The 17386-nt window shown below is 47.0% G+C and carries 14 protein-coding genes; 8 read left to right on the top strand and 6 right to left on the bottom strand.

The window, feature by feature from the left end; genetic code table 11:
- Window positions 1-60: 60 nt before the first annotated feature.
- Both recB and recD read left to right on the top strand, forming a co-directional pair.
- The gene (gene recB, locus ACVA54_RS13225; protein ID WP_446649669.1) at window positions 61-3699 is read left to right on the top strand and encodes an exodeoxyribonuclease V subunit beta; all 3639 of its coding nucleotides are present in this window, start codon (window positions 61-63) and stop codon (window positions 3697-3699) included.
- The gene (gene recD / locus ACVA54_RS13220) at window positions 3699-5846 is read left to right on the top strand and encodes an exodeoxyribonuclease V subunit alpha (protein ID WP_446579909.1); all 2148 of its coding nucleotides are present in this window, start codon (window positions 3699-3701) and stop codon (window positions 5844-5846) included. The genes recB and recD overlap by 1 nt, the downstream gene beginning before the upstream one ends.
- Window positions 5847-5879: 33 nt before the next feature.
- On the opposite strand, the gene ACVA54_RS13215 is transcribed toward recD, so the two are convergent.
- Both ACVA54_RS13215 and argA read right to left on the bottom strand, forming a co-directional pair.
- Window positions 5880-6068: a hypothetical protein gene (locus ACVA54_RS13215; RefSeq protein ID WP_099080273.1), complete on the bottom strand. Its 189-nt coding sequence runs from the start codon at window positions 6066-6068 to the stop codon at window positions 5880-5882.
- A 253-nt stretch (window positions 6069-6321) separates the two neighbouring features.
- Complete coding sequence (argA, locus tag ACVA54_RS13210) at window positions 6322-7659, bottom strand: amino-acid N-acetyltransferase (RefSeq protein WP_099080243.1); 1338 nt, start codon at window positions 7657-7659, stop codon at window positions 6322-6324.
- 167 nt (window positions 7660-7826) lie between these two features.
- Between argA and ACVA54_RS13205 the strand changes: the two genes are divergently transcribed.
- The 4 genes from ACVA54_RS13205 (at window position 7827) to csdE (ending at window position 11107) form a co-directional block, all read left to right on the top strand.
- Window positions 7827-8273, top strand: a complete 447-nt coding sequence (locus tag ACVA54_RS13205) for a DUF2850 domain-containing protein (RefSeq protein ID WP_259343734.1) — start codon at window positions 7827-7829, stop codon at window positions 8271-8273.
- Between the two features lie 368 nt (window positions 8274-8641).
- Window positions 8642-9745: a murein transglycosylase A gene (gene mltA, locus ACVA54_RS13200; RefSeq protein ID WP_099080244.1), complete on the top strand. Its 1104-nt coding sequence runs from the start codon at window positions 8642-8644 to the stop codon at window positions 9743-9745.
- Window positions 9746-9847: 102 nt separating this feature from the next.
- On the top strand, window positions 9848-10657 hold the full coding sequence (gene tcdA / locus ACVA54_RS13195) for a tRNA cyclic N6-threonylcarbamoyladenosine(37) synthase TcdA (RefSeq protein ID WP_099080245.1): 810 nt from the start codon (window positions 9848-9850) through the stop codon (window positions 10655-10657).
- A 21-nt stretch (window positions 10658-10678) separates the two neighbouring features.
- Window positions 10679-11107, top strand: a complete 429-nt coding sequence (gene csdE / locus ACVA54_RS13190; RefSeq protein WP_099080246.1) for a cysteine desulfurase sulfur acceptor subunit CsdE — start codon at window positions 10679-10681, stop codon at window positions 11105-11107.
- A gap of 369 nt (window positions 11108-11476) precedes the next feature.
- Here the strand turns inward: csdE and csdA are convergent, their stop codons facing one another.
- The 4 genes from csdA to ACVA54_RS13170 form a co-directional block, all read right to left on the bottom strand.
- The gene (gene csdA / locus ACVA54_RS13185; RefSeq protein WP_099080247.1) at window positions 11477-12688 is read right to left on the bottom strand and encodes a cysteine desulfurase CsdA; all 1212 of its coding nucleotides are present in this window, start codon (window positions 12686-12688) and stop codon (window positions 11477-11479) included.
- The gene (locus tag ACVA54_RS13180) at window positions 12688-13287 is read right to left on the bottom strand and encodes a DJ-1 family glyoxalase III (protein WP_099080248.1); all 600 of its coding nucleotides are present in this window, start codon (window positions 13285-13287) and stop codon (window positions 12688-12690) included. The genes csdA and ACVA54_RS13180 overlap by 1 nt, the downstream gene beginning before the upstream one ends.
- Window positions 13287-14174, bottom strand: a complete 888-nt coding sequence (gene panE, locus ACVA54_RS13175; protein WP_099080249.1) for a 2-dehydropantoate 2-reductase — start codon at window positions 14172-14174, stop codon at window positions 13287-13289. The genes ACVA54_RS13180 and panE overlap by 1 nt, the downstream gene beginning before the upstream one ends.
- A gap of 108 nt (window positions 14175-14282) precedes the next feature.
- Window positions 14283-15092: a nucleoside-specific channel-forming Tsx family protein gene (locus tag ACVA54_RS13170; RefSeq protein ID WP_119463476.1), complete on the bottom strand. Its 810-nt coding sequence runs from the start codon at window positions 15090-15092 to the stop codon at window positions 14283-14285.
- A 323-nt stretch (window positions 15093-15415) separates the two neighbouring features.
- Here ACVA54_RS13170 and ACVA54_RS13165 point away from each other — a divergent pair, with 323 nt between their 5' ends.
- Window positions 15416-16012, top strand: coding sequence for an LON peptidase substrate-binding domain-containing protein (locus ACVA54_RS13165; RefSeq protein ID WP_099080252.1), 597 nt, complete (start codon window positions 15416-15418; stop codon window positions 16010-16012).
- Window positions 16009-17370: a DUF4397 domain-containing protein gene (locus ACVA54_RS13160; RefSeq protein WP_099080253.1), complete on the top strand. Its 1362-nt coding sequence runs from the start codon at window positions 16009-16011 to the stop codon at window positions 17368-17370. The genes ACVA54_RS13165 and ACVA54_RS13160 overlap by 4 nt, the downstream gene beginning before the upstream one ends.
- The last annotated feature ends 16 nt before the right edge of the window (window positions 17371-17386 follow it).

The raw sequence follows: 17386 nt of genomic DNA, 5'->3' as shown, positions 1-17386 counted from the left end.
GATGACTTAACCTCTGAAGCTCAAGACGTCCTTGTCAAAAATCCGGAGAGATTCAGCGTTATGGCGCAAATGTCAGTAGCAGCACCACTGCAAACCATGACTTTTCCATTGCATGGGGCAAGGTTAATCGAAGCATCCGCAGGTACAGGGAAAACCTTTACTATTGCGGGTTTGTACCTGCGTCTCTTATTGGGACATGGCAGTATAGAAACCAAGCACCGCGTTCCATTAACGGTGGACCAAATTCTGGTGGTGACCTTTACCGAAGCGGCGACAGCCGAGCTACGCGATCGTATTCGTGCTCGAATTCACGATGCGAGGATCGCATTCGCTCGAGGTCAAAGCAGTGATCCGGTGATCAAACCACTGCTAGAAGCCATTGATGATCACAAGCAAGCGACAGAGATCTTGTTGCAAGCGGAGCGTCAAATGGATGAAGCCGCGGTCTACACCATCCACGGTTTCTGCCAACGCATGCTAACGCAAAACGCTTTTGAATCGGGCAGCCGCTTTGAGAATGAATTTGTGACGGACGAGAGCCACCTAAAAGCTCAAGTGGTGGCGGACTACTGGCGTCGTAATTTTTACCCATTACCATTTGCTTTGGCTGGCGAAGTGCGTCAACTATGGGGTTCGCCATCGGAGTTGCTTTATGACATCGGTAACTACTTAACAGGCGCACCATTGAGCTTGTCTGTGCCTGCAATGCAGGGCAGTCTCGCAGATTTGCACGAGCAAAACTTAAAACAAATAGATGCACTGAAAACCCAATGGCGTGATAGCCAAGAGGATTTCTTAGCGTTGATCTCAGGTTCAGATGTCAATAAACGCAGTTACACCAAGAAATCGCTGCCAACTTGGTTAGAGGCCGTTAACGTTTGGGCGGCAACAGAAACGACGGGGTATGACTATCCAGACAAACTGGAAAAATTTGCGCAGAATGTGTTGCTTGAGAAAACCCCGAAAGGCACCGCGCCGCAGCATCCGGTGTTTGAGGACATTGAAGCCTTTCTAGCTACCCCAATTAGCCTTAAAGCACCACTATTAGCGCATGCGATTGAGCATTGTCGTGAGATGCTGGCGAAGGCAAAAAATCAGAAGCAATGGCTGTCGTTTGATGACTTGCTGACCCAGTTATCGGCGTCGATTGATACCGATGAAACCGCACTGCTGAAAGAGCGCATTCGTACGCTTTACCCTGTTGCGATGATCGATGAATTCCAAGATACCGACCCACTGCAATACAGTATTTTTAGCCGTATTTACCTAGATAACCCAGAGTGCGGTCTGTTTATGATCGGTGACCCGAAACAGGCGATTTATGGTTTCCGTGGTGCAGACATCTTTACCTACATCAAGGCGCGCAATCAAGTTAGTGCTCACTACACGTTAGGCACTAACTGGCGCTCGAGTGCGGAGATGGTGTCGGCGGTAAACCAGATTTTTGAGTTGCCAGATAGCCCGTTTATTTACGATTCGGACATTCCATTTCTACCAGTGAGTTACAGCCCTAGTGCGGATAAACGCATTTGGACCATGGGTGGGCAAAAGCAACCTGCGCTGACGTATTGGCTGCAAGAAGCCGAAGATAAACCACTGGCAAAAGGTGAATACCTGACTGCGATGGCAGAGGCGACAGCAAGCCAAATTCAAACCATTTTGACCTCGGCGCAACAAGGCCAAGCGTGTCTTGTTAATGGCGAGAAGCAAAAGCCTGTTAAAGCGGGTGACATTGCGGTTTTGGTGCGAACCGGTAGCGAAGGTCGCATGGTCAAACAAGCGTTGGCAGACCAAGGCATTGCCAGCGTTTACTTATCTAACCGAGATAGCGTATTTACCAGTACAGTCGCGCAAGATTTACAACGCTTGTTGCAAGCCGTGCTGACGGCAGAAAACGATAGAGCATTGCGTGCCAGCTTAGCGTCAGAGTTGTTTGCGCTGGATGCAGCAAGTTTAGATGCCCTCAACAACGATGAAACCGTGTGGGAAAACGCGGTCAATGAGTTTAAAGAATACCGCAAGCTTTGGGTGCAACGCGGTGTATTGCCAATGCTGCGAGCGGTGATCAGCAAACGTCATATAGCAGAACGTTTGCTGGAAGAAGGTTCGAGTTCACAAGGTGAAAATGGTGAGCGAGTACTTACCGATTTGATGCACATCGGTGAACTACTACAGCAGGCGAGTAACGAACTAGACAGCGACCACGGCTTGCTGCGTTGGTTGGCACAATCCATCAGCGATGCACAGCATGGTCTTGGTGGCAGCGATGACCAAATTCAGCGCTTGGAATCGGAACGTAACTTGGTGCAAATCGTCACCATTCACAAATCCAAAGGCTTGGAATATGACTTGGTATTTCTGCCATTTGTGTTTGGCTACCGCGAGGCGAGCGAAGCTAAATACTACGATGCTGAGAACGATCGGACGGTCCTGGATATCACGAGCAATGATGCGTCGTTAAAACAGGCAGATAAAGAACGCCTTGCTGAAGATTTGCGTCTTATCTATGTCGCGTTAACGCGCGCCGTATATGCCTGTTTCATTGGAGCTTCGCCACTGCGTAATGGTCGCTCAACCAAAGAACCAACCGGTGTGCATCAAAGTGCGATTGGTTACTTGGTGCAAAATGGCCAAGAGGGGGGCATCAACGACTTATTTCTTGGCCTTAAAAAGCAGCAAGAGAGCCTCGACAGCGTGGTGATTTGCGATCCTCCGAAACAGCATGACGAAATGTATGTGGCGGAACAAGCGGAGTTGGCAGAACTCACCGCCAAAGAGCTGCAAAATTCAATTGATAGAAATTGGCGTATCACCAGTTACTCGGGCTTGGTCAAGCAAGGCTCTCACCATGCTGAACATGACGCAATGATTGAAATCACCGGCTTTGATATCGATTCTTCAGAAGAGCAAGATGAAGCGGAATTGGTTGAGCCAGAACGTTCTATCTTCAACTTCCCTCGTGGCGCACGTCCGGGTACTTTCCTGCACAGCTTATTTGAGGAAATTGAGTTCACTCAGTCAGCGACGACGGAAGAGAACACCCAAATCATTCTCGGCTTGATGGAAAGCGAACAGCTTGATGAAGAATGGCTGCCAATCCTGCAACAGTTGATTGATACCGTGCTGGCGACGCCACTGGATAGCAAAACGCTGCTGCTCAATCAAAAAGGTCCGGCGCAACGTTTGGTCGAGATGGAGTTCTTACTGCCGATTGAAGTGCTGTCTGCGCCAGCATTGAACCGCGTGATTCAACGCCATGATCCGCTGTCTGCTAAAGCGGGCGATCTGGGTTTCCAAACTGTGCAAGGCATGCTGAAAGGCTTTATTGATTTGGTGTTCGAGCACCAAGGAAAATACTACGTTCTCGACTGGAAATCGAACCATTTGGGGGACGATGTGCTCAACTATCATGGTGATGCGTTAAAGTCGGCTATGGCGGATCATCGCTACGATCTGCAATACCAAATCTACGCCTTGGCGCTGCATCGTTTCTTACGCAGTAGGCTACCAAATTATGATTACCAACAGCACTTTGGCGGCGTTTATTACCTGTTCTTACGTGGTATGGATGGGCAAAGTGAACACGGCATTTTTTCTGCTAAGCCAAGCTTCGAATTTTTACAAGAGATGGATCATTTGATTGATGGTCAAGTACTGGATACGCGATCGAGTGAATCGGGTCAGATGGAGTTAATTTGATGAAAACCAATGATCTTCTTTCTGAGCAAAACAGCGCAATGGCAACGTTAGAGCTAGTGGCAACCTTAGAGTCACTAGCAAGTAAGGGAGCGATTCGCCAATTGGACTACCAGTTCGCGCGCTTTATTTATTCGCAAGCAAACAGCCAAGAGTTGGCGTTTATTACTGGCGTGGTCAGCAGTGAGTTAGGCAAAGGACACATCTGTTTGCCCCTTTTTGATCATCAAGGCCAGCCGGTCGATCTTGCCAGCAAACTCGGTTTGTTTGGTGAATCGGCTTTAGTGCTAAATGCCCAGTTACAAGGCATTGATTGGGTTAAGCTTCTACAGAACTCACCATTGGTTGGTGCACATGGTGAGGCGCTGCCAATGATGTTTGATGGCGAACGTTTGTATCTACACCGTTACTGGCATTACGAAGTGACGCTAGCAGGCAAACTCCATCAATTAAGTGCGGTAGTGAATCTGCAACCGCAAGAATTTGCACGTTTGTCTGAGCTGTTAAATCACTTGTTCGCTCGTCAGTATCATTTCCTGTTCAACGCATTAGCGAAAGCTGCGGAGACGGGAACCAGCAACCAAGTGCTACGTCAGCAGTTAGTGTGTGACCATTTGGATGTGGTCACCATGGATAGTTTAGATTGGGCTGCCATTGATGCGGCGGTCAGCCAAACGAAGCAAGTTCACGACCTGCAAGTGTTGGATGCGCTCGTACCATTATCGGCTTGTGTCAACTGGCAGAAGGTCGCTGCGGCTGTGGCACTCACGCGTCGCTTTGCGGTGATCTCGGGTGGTCCGGGCACGGGTAAAACTACCACAGTAACCAAACTGCTTGCTGCGTTGATTGAACAAGCAGGGCAGGAGAAGAACCTCACCATCAAGCTGGTGGCACCGACAGGTAAAGCCGCGGCACGTTTGACCGAATCCATCGGTAAAGCGATACAAGAACTACCGGTTGGGCCTGAGCTCAAAGCAAAAATTCCAACCGAATCGAGCACTTTGCATCGACTACTGGGCGCGATCCCGAACAGCGTTGAGTTTCGTCACAACAAGCAAAATCCATTACATCTCGATATTTTAGTCGTGGACGAAGCCTCCATGGTCGACTTGCCGATGATGTATAAAGTCGTGGATGCGCTGCCAAAGCACGCTCGCTTGATTCTGCTCGGTGATAAAGATCAGTTGGCATCGGTAGAAGCCGGCGCAGTTCTGGGGGATATTTGCTCGTTCCATGCTTTCGGTTTTGGTAAAGAACAAGCGTCAGCGGTCTCCAAACTGACGGGGTTCGACACCTTAGCGTACAGCACCAACAACAATGCTTCGATTGCGGATAGCTTGTGTATGCTGCAAAAGAGTTACCGATTTGATGCCCGTTCTGGTATCGGTCAGTTAGCGAAAGCGGTTAACGCCGGCTCAGCGGCAAAAGTGGATGATGTTTGGAATCGCGATTTTGCTGATATCGAACATTTCGCGCTGAGTAGTCAAAACTACAACCAGATGTTGCAAACCTTGGTTGCAGAATACGGTCGTTATTTGAAGCGTATCGGGCAGCAAGAGGTGAACTCGCAAACGGGTGAGCCAGAAACCCAGACGCACAAAGCCAAAGCAGTACTAGATACCTTTAATCAATGTCGATTGCTGTGTGCGATTCGTGAAGGTGACTTCGGTGTGACAGGTTTAAATCAACGCATCGAAAAAGCACTAGCCGCGCGTAAGTTAATCCAAACTCAAGATGAGCTTTGGTATCACGGTAGGCCAGTTATGGTCACGCGTAACGACCACGGCTTAGGGTTGTATAACGGTGATATCGGTATTTGTATGCGAGATGACAGCGAAAGTGAACCACGCTTGAAAGTGTTCTTTGAGTTGCCCGATGGCAGCGTTAAGTCGGTGCTACCGAGCCGAGTCCCTGAACATGAAACTGCGTACGCGATGACCATCCACAAATCACAGGGCAGTGAGTTCGAGTATACGCTGATGATCTTACCGCCGGATTTCAGTCCAATCCTTACTCGTGAGCTGATCTACACAGGTATAACCCGTGCTAAGAAGCGTCTCGCGATGTATGCGGAGATGAATGTACTCAAGCGTGGCATCAAAGTGAAAACCACTCGAGCCAGTGGGTTAGTGTCACGCTTAACCAGTTAATCAAAAAGACCGAGCGCAATGCTCGGTCTTTCTTTAATCATTCTGAGTAAACGCGTTGGTAAAAGACACGCGATGAATTTTATATTGATGTTGGTAAGTGAGAATAAAATCTTTAATGGCATCGTTGACTGGAAATACACAGTGAACGTGCAACCCTTCTAGAAAGTGGTTATCTGCCATATCCCAGAAGCTTTGCAGTGAATTGCAAACAATAGTTCTCATAACAGTGCTCATCTTATTCATTGTAAGAGTAACAACTGTCCTTGATGTGTTATGCCGAGCAAGTTTCAGTGTTCGGCACTTTAGGGTGAGAGTTATTCACCTAGATCCATTTTTGGATTGATTAAAAGTCAACCGTTGAAGCGCGAAGTATAGCTAATAGCGTGCATATTGAAAAGGTTGGTTTGCGACCAGTTTTAATGTAAAGCATTGCATAATTATTTCTAAGCTAAATGGCTAGGCTTTATGCATAACGTCAAAGGTCCAGTGCTAAGATTTTTGACTTACGTTGAAAGTTATATAGTCCTTGTTTCGCTCCAGGTAGGTAATCGACACTCACCTCATAAAAGCCTTGTTCTCTAAACCAGTGCAAACTACGTGTTGTCAAAACGAAGATTTGATGAATGTTGTCTGACTTGGTACGCTGCTTCATGTGATTAAGGAGCATTTGCCCTCGATTTCCATCACGATAATCGGGATGAATCGCCACACAGGCCATTTCTGCTTTGCGCTCTTCAACATATGGGTACAGCGCAGCACAGCCAATGATCAAACCATCTTTTTCAATAATGGTAAATTGACCAATCTCTTGTTCTAACTGTTCGCGAGAGCGTCTAACCAACACGCCTTGTTCTTCAAGTGGGCGGATCAAATCTAGAATGCCACCAATATCATTGATGCTTGCTTGGCGAACTTGCTCAGCACTGGCCATCACCACTTGCGTGCCGATACCGTCAAAAGAAAACAGTTCCTGAATCAATGCACCGTCGACTTTGTAGCTAATAAGATGGCTGCGTGGGACACCAGCACGACAAGCAGAGATAGAGCCTTTGAGAAAGCGTAATGTTCCGGAGTTATCGTCGGTGTCTGGTGAATGGGTTTCGGTAAGCCGTTTAATCACATGCTCAGCTTCGATTGGGAACAGTTCTGCGATGGCATTACCGCTATCATCAATGACCCCTTGCTCGGAGCAGAAACCAATCAACTTATCAGCGCCTAGTTTTATCGCAAGCTGAGTGGCAACCTCTTCAGAAAGCAGGTTAAAGCACTCTCCCGTAACAGAGCTGGCGATTGGACCGAGAAGAACAATCGAGCCTTGATCAAGAGTACGGTGAATGGCATCGGTATCGATTCGGCGAATGCGACCGCTGTGGCAGTAGTCGACACCATCATCCACCCCAAGTGGTTGCGCTATCACAAAGTTGCCGCTAACAACGTTGAGTTGTGTGCCAGCCATTGGTGTGTTGTTGAGGCTCATGGATAGACGAGCGGTAATCGCGAGTTGGAGTTGCCCTGCTGCTTGCATAACTATTGAAAGTGCGCTTTCATCAGTGATGCGTGTATTTTTGTGGTATGGTGTTGTCAGTGTATGTTTATCTAGCAACTGGTTAATTTGAGGACGTGCACCGTAAACCACGACAACCTTAATTCCAAGGCTATGCATTAACGCTATATCATTAATAATGTTACCAAAGTTTTTATCAGCAATGGCTTCGCCGCCTAACATTATTACCATGGTTTTGCCTCGGTGAGCGTTCACATATGGCGTTGATTGGCGGAATCCTTTAACGAGAGCGGTACTGCGAATTTTCACGACTGCCAGTCCTTGTGGTTATTTATGTTTTATTATCGCCTCTTTATTCAAGGTTTCGCAAGAGTAATTTTGGAATGAAACACAAACATCCTTGATCCCCCCCTTCCTCCGATGAAGGGCGAAAGATTATAATGAGTTATCTATTATTACGTGGACACGTGGGCACTATGGTGTTATCCGCAAATAAGGGGGTTGAAAACTCAGCCCAAATCGACGCTGAAAAATCGATGCCTCGCAAATGGTTAGAGCGCTCGATAATGCTTATAGCCGTTGTGGGGACGATAGTTGCTTTTATGATGTATGGTGACTTGTTCATTCGTTACATCAACCCTCCGATTGCCAAGTCGAAGGTATATGGAAAGTGGGTAGAACAGGAGGTTGCCCCATACGTGCGTGAAGAGTTTGTCCTTAGTGAACGTGGTGTAACAGTGAATGGCGCTTTCGTGACGACAGGCTTTGAATTTGATGGCGATTCTCTACGTTACAAAGTGGGGTCAACCGTTCGCAGGTTTAACTTTGTCGATCAACAGCATACGGAAATGAAGCTTGATGCTAATGCACATTATTTGCCCGTATTTCATCTAGAAGGTCGTTCTGACTTAACTATCCGCTAGTCACCATACCGTATTGAGACACGGTTTACTGCGCCAATAAGGATAAACCGTGTGCTCACCATCCCTTAAAGCTAAGCACGTTTTCAAACATTGTCTGGACAATACCTTGATTGTTCTTTTGCTATTATGTCCGAATAACTTCTAGATCCTTGCTTAAGGGCGAGTTGCCTTGGTTTGCATACATTGTTAACGATTTTTAATTTAGAAACACTAGATCTTCAAATCGTTGCCTCGTCTACAAGTCAAAGTATTCTCGCTGAACCTAGCATCTCGAGGTTACTTGGGTATAAACTTTGTCGCAGCTTTTCAATTGCGTCGTATACATTTGTTTGTCATCCTTTCGCTATCTTCTATTACGGAAAAAAGACGTGTTAAAAAAACTTCTTCCAATTGTTTCTTTGGGTCTACTGTTTGGCTGTGCTCAGCAAAATGATCGTGCTCAGCAATACCTTGATGGTGAATTTCCTAGTATTTTGAATAAGGTTGATGTGGTTGAATCGAATAAACCGCGCGACTTTACGGAGTTCAATAAACAAGCTGAACAAGTTGTAACGAAATCAACTCGCATGGCAAAGATGTATCAGCCATTGTATGAAAAATTGAGTGAATGGGCTTTGCAAAGTGGGGAAACCAGCGACTTGAGCGCATATGGCATTCAAGCGGCGCAACTTGGCGGTGGTGATAAGAAGGGCAATGTGTTGTTCACGGGGTATTTCTCACCAGTGATGGAGCTGCGTCACGAACCGAACGAAACCTATAAATATCCGGTGTATGGTCTGCCTAACTGCAGTTCAGATTGCCCGACACGTGCTGAAATTTACAATGGTGCATTAGAGGGTAAAGGCTTGGAGCTTGGCTATGCGCCAAACATGATCGACCCGTTTATGATGGAAGTGCAGGGGAGCGGCTTTGTTCATTTTGAAGATGATGACACGTTGGAATATTTTGCTTATGCGGGTAAAAACAACAAAGCATACGTGAGTATTGGCCGTATTCTGATTGAGCGTGGTGAAGTGCCACGTGAAGAGATGTCACTCAAAGCGATCAAAGAGTGGGTAATGGCAAATGACGAAGCGACGGTTCGTGAGTTGCTAGAGCAAAACCCATCTTACGTTTTCTTTGCACCACAAGCTGACGCCCCAGTAACGGGCTCTGCAGGTATCCCACTATTACCAATGGCGTCAGTCGCTGGCGATCGTTCTATTTTGCCTATGGGGACACCAATCTTAGCAGAAGTGCCGTTACTTAATGCCGATGGCACATGGAGTGGTGCACACCAGCTTCGCCTGCTTATTGTGTTAGACACGGGCGGCGCGGTGAAACAAAACCACCTCGATCTTTATCACGGTATGGGCCCACGTGCGGGTACCGAGGCGGGTCATTACAAGCACTTTGGCCGTGTGTGGAAGCTTGGCTTGGAAAATACACCAACGCAAGCACCTTGGGCTTTACCGCCAGAGAAGTTACAATAACTGCCTAGCGAGACGAATCGCCTCTCATCATCTAGACATTTCCTCAAAGAGTGCGTATAAATCGCACTCTTTGTTTTTCTATCGATCATCTGGACTTTCAATATGCGTGAACTCGATACTCCGGCATCTGACAGCTACAACCAACGTTTTGGTGGTACTCGTCGTCTCTACGGCAACAGCGAAGTAGACATTCTGCGAGCTGCACACGTGTGTGTGATTGGTATTGGTGGCGTAGGTTCATGGGCGGTAGAAGCGCTGGCACGAACGGGTATTGGTGAGTTGACGCTTATTGATATGGATGACGTGTGCGTGACCAACATTAACCGCCAAATCCATGCGATGACAGGCACGGTTGGCCAAAGCAAAATCGAAGTGATGGCTGAACGCGTTAAACTGATTAATCCAGAATGTAAGGTGAATCTGATTGACGATTTTATTACGCCAGATAACCAACATGAGTATTTGAGCAAAGATTTCGATTACGTGTTGGATGCGATCGACAGTGTGAAAGCAAAAGCGTCGCTATTGGCTTATTGCCGCAGCAACAAGATCAAAGTAATCACCACTGGTGGTGCTGGAGGTCAAACCGATCCAACCCAAATTATGGTGGCGGATCTGACTAAGACTATCCAAGATCCACTGGCTAAGAAGATCAAAGACACCTTGCGTCGTCATCATAACTTCCCGAAAAATCCTGCACGTAAGTTTGGCATCGATTGTGTGTTCTCTACGGAGCAATTAAAGTACCCACAAGCAGATGGTTCTGTATGTGGTGTGAAATCGACAGCAGAAGGTCCAAAACGCATGGACTGTGCCAGTGGCTTTGGTGCTGCAACGGTAGTGACAGCAACGTTCGGCTTTGTTGCGGTTTCACGCATCGTTGAAAAGCTGATTCAAAAGCACAAGAAGTAACGCAAAGAAGAAGAGTGCATCATGACTGATTTTCCTGTTTCTCCATTTGGCACCGACATCACCAGTGAAGACATTGCTGCCACCATGCAGCAATTTAAAGGTTGGGAAGACCGTTATCGTCAGGTGATTCAATGGGGGAAAAAGCTGCCTCAAATGCCTGAAGAGCTCAAATCCGAGCAAGTAACGGTGTCGGGCTGCGAAAGCTTAGTGTGGTTGGTAAGCAAAGAGCAAAATGGCGTTTGGCATTTTTGTGCCGATTCTGACGCGCGTATTGTACGCGGCCTGATTGCCTTGGTGATGGCGGCTTACGACGGTAAAAGCGCAGAGCAAATCCAAGCGTTTGATATTGATGCTTACTTTGAACAACTTGGCTTAATCGCCCATCTAAGCCCATCGCGCGGCAATGGTTTGAAAGCGATTGTTGAGAAAATCAAAGAAACGGCTCAGTAAGAAAGGAAATAGGGCCTAGGATCCGAGCTCCTAGAGAAGTGCGTTGTTAGCTTTGTGCATTTCATCGAGTATTGAGAGATGTCTGGAATACGGAGCGCTTCGCTTCTCGATAAGAAGAAAATTGCCTTACGCAATAACGTCATTCCAGCGAGCCTTAGCGAGACAAGGAATCTATTACTCACACGCGATTTAGCCTCGATTCATCACCTTTGCGCCCTCAAATTCGACCCGTAGATTCTGAATCATGTTCGTTCCTCACTGTTCAGAATGACCGCTGTTTTTTTCCAACTAAAAAGACGACGTAATCCGTAACTCAAAATGTTAGGCCCTAGGATCCTAGGACCTTTCTTTATCCTAGAGCCTACCTTCCTAAAGCATATCAACCGCTTTCTCGACGGCGGCAATCAGCTTTTCAACGTCTTCTAACGTGTTGTAGATACCAAAAGAAACGCGCACCGTGCCTTTGACGTTAAGCGCATCCATCAGAGGGTGAGCACAGTGATGCCCAGCACGAACCGCAATACCTTGCTGGTCTAGCAGCGTCGCAATATCTTGGTGGTGAACGCCATCCATAACAAAAGTCAGAACAGAAGCTTTCGGTTGGTAGCCAAGAATGCGAATGTCATCCAATTGGCTTAATGCTTGGTACGCTCTTTCTTGTAGAGTGTGCAGATGAGCCTCGACAGCTTGCCGATCGAAACCTTGATACCAGTCGATGGCTTTTGCCAACGCAATGGCACCCGCAACGTTTGGTGTACCCGCTTCAAATTTGCCTGGTAGCGCAGAAAACGTGGTTTTCTCAAACGAGACCTTATCTACCATTTTTCCGCCACCGTGCCATGGAGGCATCGCCTCTAACAGTTCTAGCTTGCCATAGAGTACACCGATACCTGCAGGGGCATAGAGTTTGTGACCTGAGAACACATAAAAATCGACATCTAACTCTGCCAAGTTCAACTGCTCATGCACGATACCTTGAGCACCATCTACTACGACAACAGCGCCTACCGCATGCGCCATGGCGATGATTCTTTCGATAGGTTGACGAGAACCTGTCACGTTAGTGATCTGTGCACAGGCGACGATTTTACAGCGCTCCGACAGTAGCGTTTCAAACGCATCGATATCGAACTGACAATCGGAGGTCATCGGAACCTTAACGATTTTCGCTCCTGTCTGCTCTGCGACTATTTGCCATGGAACGATATTGGCGTGATGCTCCATCTCGCTGATTAATATCTCATCGCCTGCGTTTAGTGTACTACGGGCATAAGTTTGCGCGATCAAGTTCAGCGCTTCGGTTGCGCCACGTGTCCAAATGATCTCTTTTGAACTGGCTGCACCAATGAATTCCGCCACTGTGTCACGTGCCGCTTCAAATTGGCTGGTGGCATTGGCCGTTAAGCTGTGGCTACCACGATGTACATTGGCGTTCTGTGCGCTGTAATAATGGCTGATTACGTCAATGACGCATTGCGGCTTCTGGGTTGTCGCTGCACTATCTAGGTACACCAGAGGTGTTTGATTTACCGTCTGATTAAGGGCTGGGAACTGCTTACGTACTGCATTAACGTCAAACATTATTCATCACCGAACTCGTGATAGTGCAGGGTAGGCAGTGTCACCATCGGCTCTGCAACAGTCCATGCATGCTCTTTGCCTGAAAGTTGGATGATAATCTCCATCGCAAACTCCAGCGCAGTACCAGGCCCCTGACTAGTGATGAGATTGTGGTTCACATCCATGGTCACGCGTTTGACTCGCCATTTGTCGTCTGGGATATGAGATTGAAAGCTCGGGTGGCAAGTCATGAGCGCTTCTGGATACAAATTGTGGTGTTGAAGCACTAACGCTGGCGCGGCACAAATTGCAGCAACGAGTTTACCTTCGTACATATGCTGTTTCAGGATCTCAATCATGATAGTACTATCACGGAAGGTTTCCGCGCCGCCGACACCGCCAGAGAGTACAATCGCATCAAACTCGTCATCGGCAATATCGACCAATTTACAGTCCGCGGTCAGCGTGACGCCACGAGAGGCTTTCATCGTCAGTGCACCATCAAAGTCGGCACTTGCGACCGTCACTTCATAACCTGCACGAACCATGATATCGATGACGGTGACCGCTTCCATTTCTTCTGTGCCCGGTGCGATAGGTACTAAGATCTTTTTCTTCATTATTCAGTCCAGCTTTGTTCAATCTGTTTGATGCGTTGATAGAGCTTGGTGTTCTCTGGCGTACTGATTTGATGCTTTTCGGTGGTTTGCAGTAGATAACCAGTAATAAAGTCTATCTCGGTACGACGTCGGTGAAAAACATCTTGCCTCATAGAAGAGTAGTTTGCCGCAGTTGCGTTAACCACTTGCATTATGGTGGCGTGAAGTGCGTCAAAATCCACCTTTATCTCTTCTTTATTCATGACTTCTACCAACTCATGAGTGATGTTAGCCAACTCGATCGCAAACTCATTAGCGGCAAGCTCACCATTCTTACATTGATGGATAGCGGTCAGTGGGTTGATAGCGCAATTGATCGCAAGCTTGGTCCACAAGGCTCCGTTGATGTTAGGGTTCCAGTGCACCTCAGGCAGGGCGTGATTCATCACTTCGGCAAGGAAGTCACATTGAGCGCCTTTAGCATTAAAACCACCTAACTGTGTGTATCCATGACCAGTATGCAATACTTGCTGTTTGCTTGGCTTGTATGCGCCGTGCGTTGTCGTGGCAATCACGATAGGGTTATTGGCCAGCTTTGCCTCGATGAGTGGCGCGGTTCCCATCCCGTTGTGCATTAACATCACGATGGTGTCTTCGCTGATGTAGGGAAGAAGAGGTTCAATGGCGGATTCAACTTGCCAAGCTTTTACCGTGATTAAAATCAAATCAGCCTCTTGTACAGAGGTAATGCTTTGATTGGAATAAGTGGTAAGCGGAGCATCATCCAGTTGAAGCGACAACTCGCTCTCAGAGGTACGTCCCCACAATGAAACATGGTGTCCAACAAGTTTGAATTTAGTCGCCCAGAGTGAACCGACGGCTCCTGGACCAAGGATGAGAATATTCACCAAACGCGCTCATTAAAAAGATTTGCTGCAAGGATAATGAGGGAGAAAAGGAAAGCAAATAAAAATGGCGCCAGAGGCGCCATTTTTGGGGAAAACTTATTGGTTCAATTAGAACTTGTAAGTGACAGCTACGTAGTGACCAACACCTGAAGCGTCTGCAACTGGTGCCCATGGTAGTACTGAGCCATCTTCGAAACCGTATACATCTTTGTATAGTTTCAGGCCGTAACCCACTGCAAAGCGATCTGAGTGCCAGTAAATACCGTTAAACATTGCACCGCCGTTGCTTTTTTGGAATGGTGCATCGTCTTTCATACCAAATTGGTAATCGATGTAACCTTGGTAAGAGATGAATGAACCGTTCTCGAAGAAGTAGAAAGGCTTGAACCAGTTAGTCGAGATTTGGAAACCGTTCCAGTCTTTTTGGTTTGAATCGTATGTGCCGTATAGGTTTAGACCCATTTTGCCAAACCAAGGAACCATTACGTCAGAACCTAGACCGATTTTTTGAGTGTTAACAGCAGAGTTACCACCCCATTCCATTAGTGTCGCAAGGTAAAGCTCTTGAACTGGGCCGAAAGATAGGTCTTGACCAGTTACTGCATCTAGAGACATACGAGGAGCAAACTTCATGAAGATTTTTTCCGCGCCAGCTTTGTCGCTATCTGGGTTTGAAGTTAGGTTGAATACGTCAACGTAACCGTATAGATCGAAGATGCCAGAGCGACCGCCAAATTCCATTTCTAGGTAATCATGAGTAGATTCTGGACCAGCACCTTTTTCGTCAATTGCAGCCATTAGGTTGAATTGCATCCACTTGTAATCGTTCTTGTGGATATCGCCGTCAGAGTAATCTGCCGCCATAACAGGAGCTGATGTAGCTGCTAGTAGGCTAAGAGCTAAAAGTGATTTACGCATAAGTGGACTCTCTATGTTTGTAATGATTCAGAACACGCAATCTTCGCTGCGCTTTCCAATTGGCGGGAATAATAGCGATAAAAATCTCAAATGAAAGTGATAAACGGTGCAAAAGTAAATATTTTTAGTGATGATCGTCACGTAATTGGTCAATGCCATGGAACTTTTTATCTGTTGCATCGATTTGCAGTGTTTGTGTGACTTGGATCGTTTGCGCAAGCGGTTTTATGAATTTTTAAGCCAGTCGATTAACCAACAAAAATCGTTAGTGATCCTATTTGTGTCCGCTTCGTAACACTTTATGAATCAAAGAGGACGCTTGAATGAAAGAAGTCATGTTATTCCCACTGACCTCCGTCGTATTACCTGAAGGCAAGATGAATCTGCGTATTTTTGAACCAAGATACAAACGCATGGTGAAAGAATGCTGCCTCCAAAACGTAGGGTTTGGGGTCTGTCTTGTGGGCAATGGAACCGACGCCAAGGCGGTTGGGAATGTTTCATCGATCGGAACTTTGGTCACCATCGTTGATTTTGAAACACTCAGTGATGGGCTTCTTGGTATTACTGTTGTTGGTGAGAAACGATTCATCGTTAAACGCGTTAGAGCGGACTCAGATGGCCTTCGCCATGCGGAAGTTGAGTGGATGGGCAACTGGCAAGCGCCAGAGCCCGCCCCGGCGTTTGTTTATTTGAGTCAACAGTTGAATCATGTTTATAAACAGTTTCCCCAACTCGGAAATCTCTATCAACACCGTTTCTATGATGATCCATCATGGGTTGCTCAACGTTGGTTAGAGCTGTTACCTCTCGATAGTACGTTGTTTGAAAAGTTGGTAGGAGCAGAGGATTGTTTACCTGCACTGCAATTTCTTAATGATGCCATTGAAGCCCCTCCCAAAAAAGAGACTAAGATATGAATGGATTTTCAAAACTAGCAGTGACCGTTGTCGCTGTGCTCGGTATCAGTGCTTGTGGTTCTGACAGCGACAGCAAAGACTACACGTATTTGCAGGCTGTTCATGCGTCCCCGGATGCGCCTCGTGCCAATGTTCTGCTTAACGGCAATGAGGCGTTGTCAGACCTTGATTATGGCTCTGGATCTGGTTATGTACGACTTGAAGAAGGGACGTATGATGTTGCTGTCGACGTTCAGTTGCCTGGTGGCCAAACGGCGGAAGTCATCAACGCGCCGCTCTACCTTGATGATGATATTCTTTACACCGCATTTGTTGTCGGTAGTGCGGCTGATGGGTCGGTAGAACCTCTTATTGTGACACGTTCAGAAGATTCGATGGCCAATAACCAGAGTCTGGATGTGCAAGTTGTCCACGCCGCGACTGGTGTTACCCAAGTCAATGTATTTGTTACGACTCCTGATGCAGACCTTACCAATGAGAACCCTGTCGCGACCCTTGCCTATACCCAATTTACTAACGTTCTCAATATCCCAGATGGCGAATACCAGATTCGTTTGACCGATTCTTCTGATGCGGCGAACACGCCGGTCTTTGATTCAGGCCCATTGACTCTAGCGCCAAACAGCAATTTAACCGTCGCTGCGATAAATAAAGGCGGCTCGGTATCTGAGTCACCCGTAAAATTGCTTGTTCTCGATGGCGAGGGTTCGACTATAGTTCAAAATGTGTCTAATGACTCTATGCGTGATTTCCCGTCCGCAGAATCAGACGTTCGGGTCGGACACCTAGTTAATGGCGCCCCGAACGTTGATGTGTCTCTAGATGGTACAACAGTGCTTTCAGACGTAGCCTTTAAAACCATCTCAACTTATCAAACATTGGCTTCAGACTCTTACCAAGTTCAGGTTGATGCGCAAGGTATAGCAACCCCAATTATTAGCGCAGATTTGGCCTTTGCTCCAGGCAACTCATATAGCGTATATGCGATTGGCTTAGTGTCTGATATTGAAGCGCTAGTCGTTGAAGACAACAGAAGATCGATTGCAACGAGTGCCGTCCTGAATGTGACACATGCGGCTGCAAACCCAGCCGCTGCAACTGTTGATGTTTACCTCACGCAGTCACAGGATATTTCGAGCATTGATCCAGCGATAGCCAATTTTGCGTATAAAGATAGTGTTCAAAATATTTATGTAGCAGCGGGCGATTATTATGTGACGGTTACCGCACCTGGTGACAAAACGCCTGTTATAGGTCCAGCACCTTTACCTACGCTAGAAAATGGTATGGTATATCAAGCTATTGCCATTGACGATAATGGTGGCTTTAACCTTTTGGTTAATGACATCACGAATTAGGATGAAGAGGGAGGAG

The sequence above is a fragment of the Vibrio sp. PNB23_22_6 genome, from assembly GCF_052877535.1.
The sequence above is the reverse complement of the archived record's forward strand: the minus strand, read 5'-3'. Positions and strand labels throughout refer to the sequence as shown.

What these genes read in the sequence shown, in the direction of transcription:
- recB (WP_446649669.1), top strand. Translation starts at nt 61, where the DNA reads ATGGCGCAAATGTCAGTAGCAGCACCACTGCAAACCATGACTTTTCCA.
- recD (WP_446579909.1), top strand. Translation starts at nt 3,699, where the DNA reads ATGAAAACCAATGATCTTCTTTCTGAGCAAAACAGCGCAATGGCAACG.
- ACVA54_RS13215 (WP_099080273.1), bottom strand. Translation starts at nt 6,068, where the DNA reads ATGAGAACTATTGTTTGCAATTCACTGCAAAGCTTCTGGGATATGGCA.
- ACVA54_RS13205 (WP_259343734.1), top strand. Translation starts at nt 7,827, where the DNA reads ATGGTGTTATCCGCAAATAAGGGGGTTGAAAACTCAGCCCAAATCGAC.
- tcdA (WP_099080245.1), top strand. Translation starts at nt 9,848, where the DNA reads ATGCGTGAACTCGATACTCCGGCATCTGACAGCTACAACCAACGTTTT.
- csdE (WP_099080246.1), top strand. Translation starts at nt 10,679, where the DNA reads ATGACTGATTTTCCTGTTTCTCCATTTGGCACCGACATCACCAGTGAA.
- csdA (WP_099080247.1), bottom strand. Translation starts at nt 12,688, where the DNA reads ATGTTTGACGTTAATGCAGTACGTAAGCAGTTCCCAGCCCTTAATCAG.
- ACVA54_RS13180 (WP_099080248.1), bottom strand. Translation starts at nt 13,287, where the DNA reads ATGAAGAAAAAGATCTTAGTACCTATCGCACCGGGCACAGAAGAAATG.
- ACVA54_RS13170 (WP_119463476.1), bottom strand. Translation starts at nt 15,092, where the DNA reads ATGCGTAAATCACTTTTAGCTCTTAGCCTACTAGCAGCTACATCAGCT.
- ACVA54_RS13165 (WP_099080252.1), top strand. Translation starts at nt 15,416, where the DNA reads ATGAAAGAAGTCATGTTATTCCCACTGACCTCCGTCGTATTACCTGAA.
- ACVA54_RS13160 (WP_099080253.1), top strand. Translation starts at nt 16,009, where the DNA reads ATGAATGGATTTTCAAAACTAGCAGTGACCGTTGTCGCTGTGCTCGGT.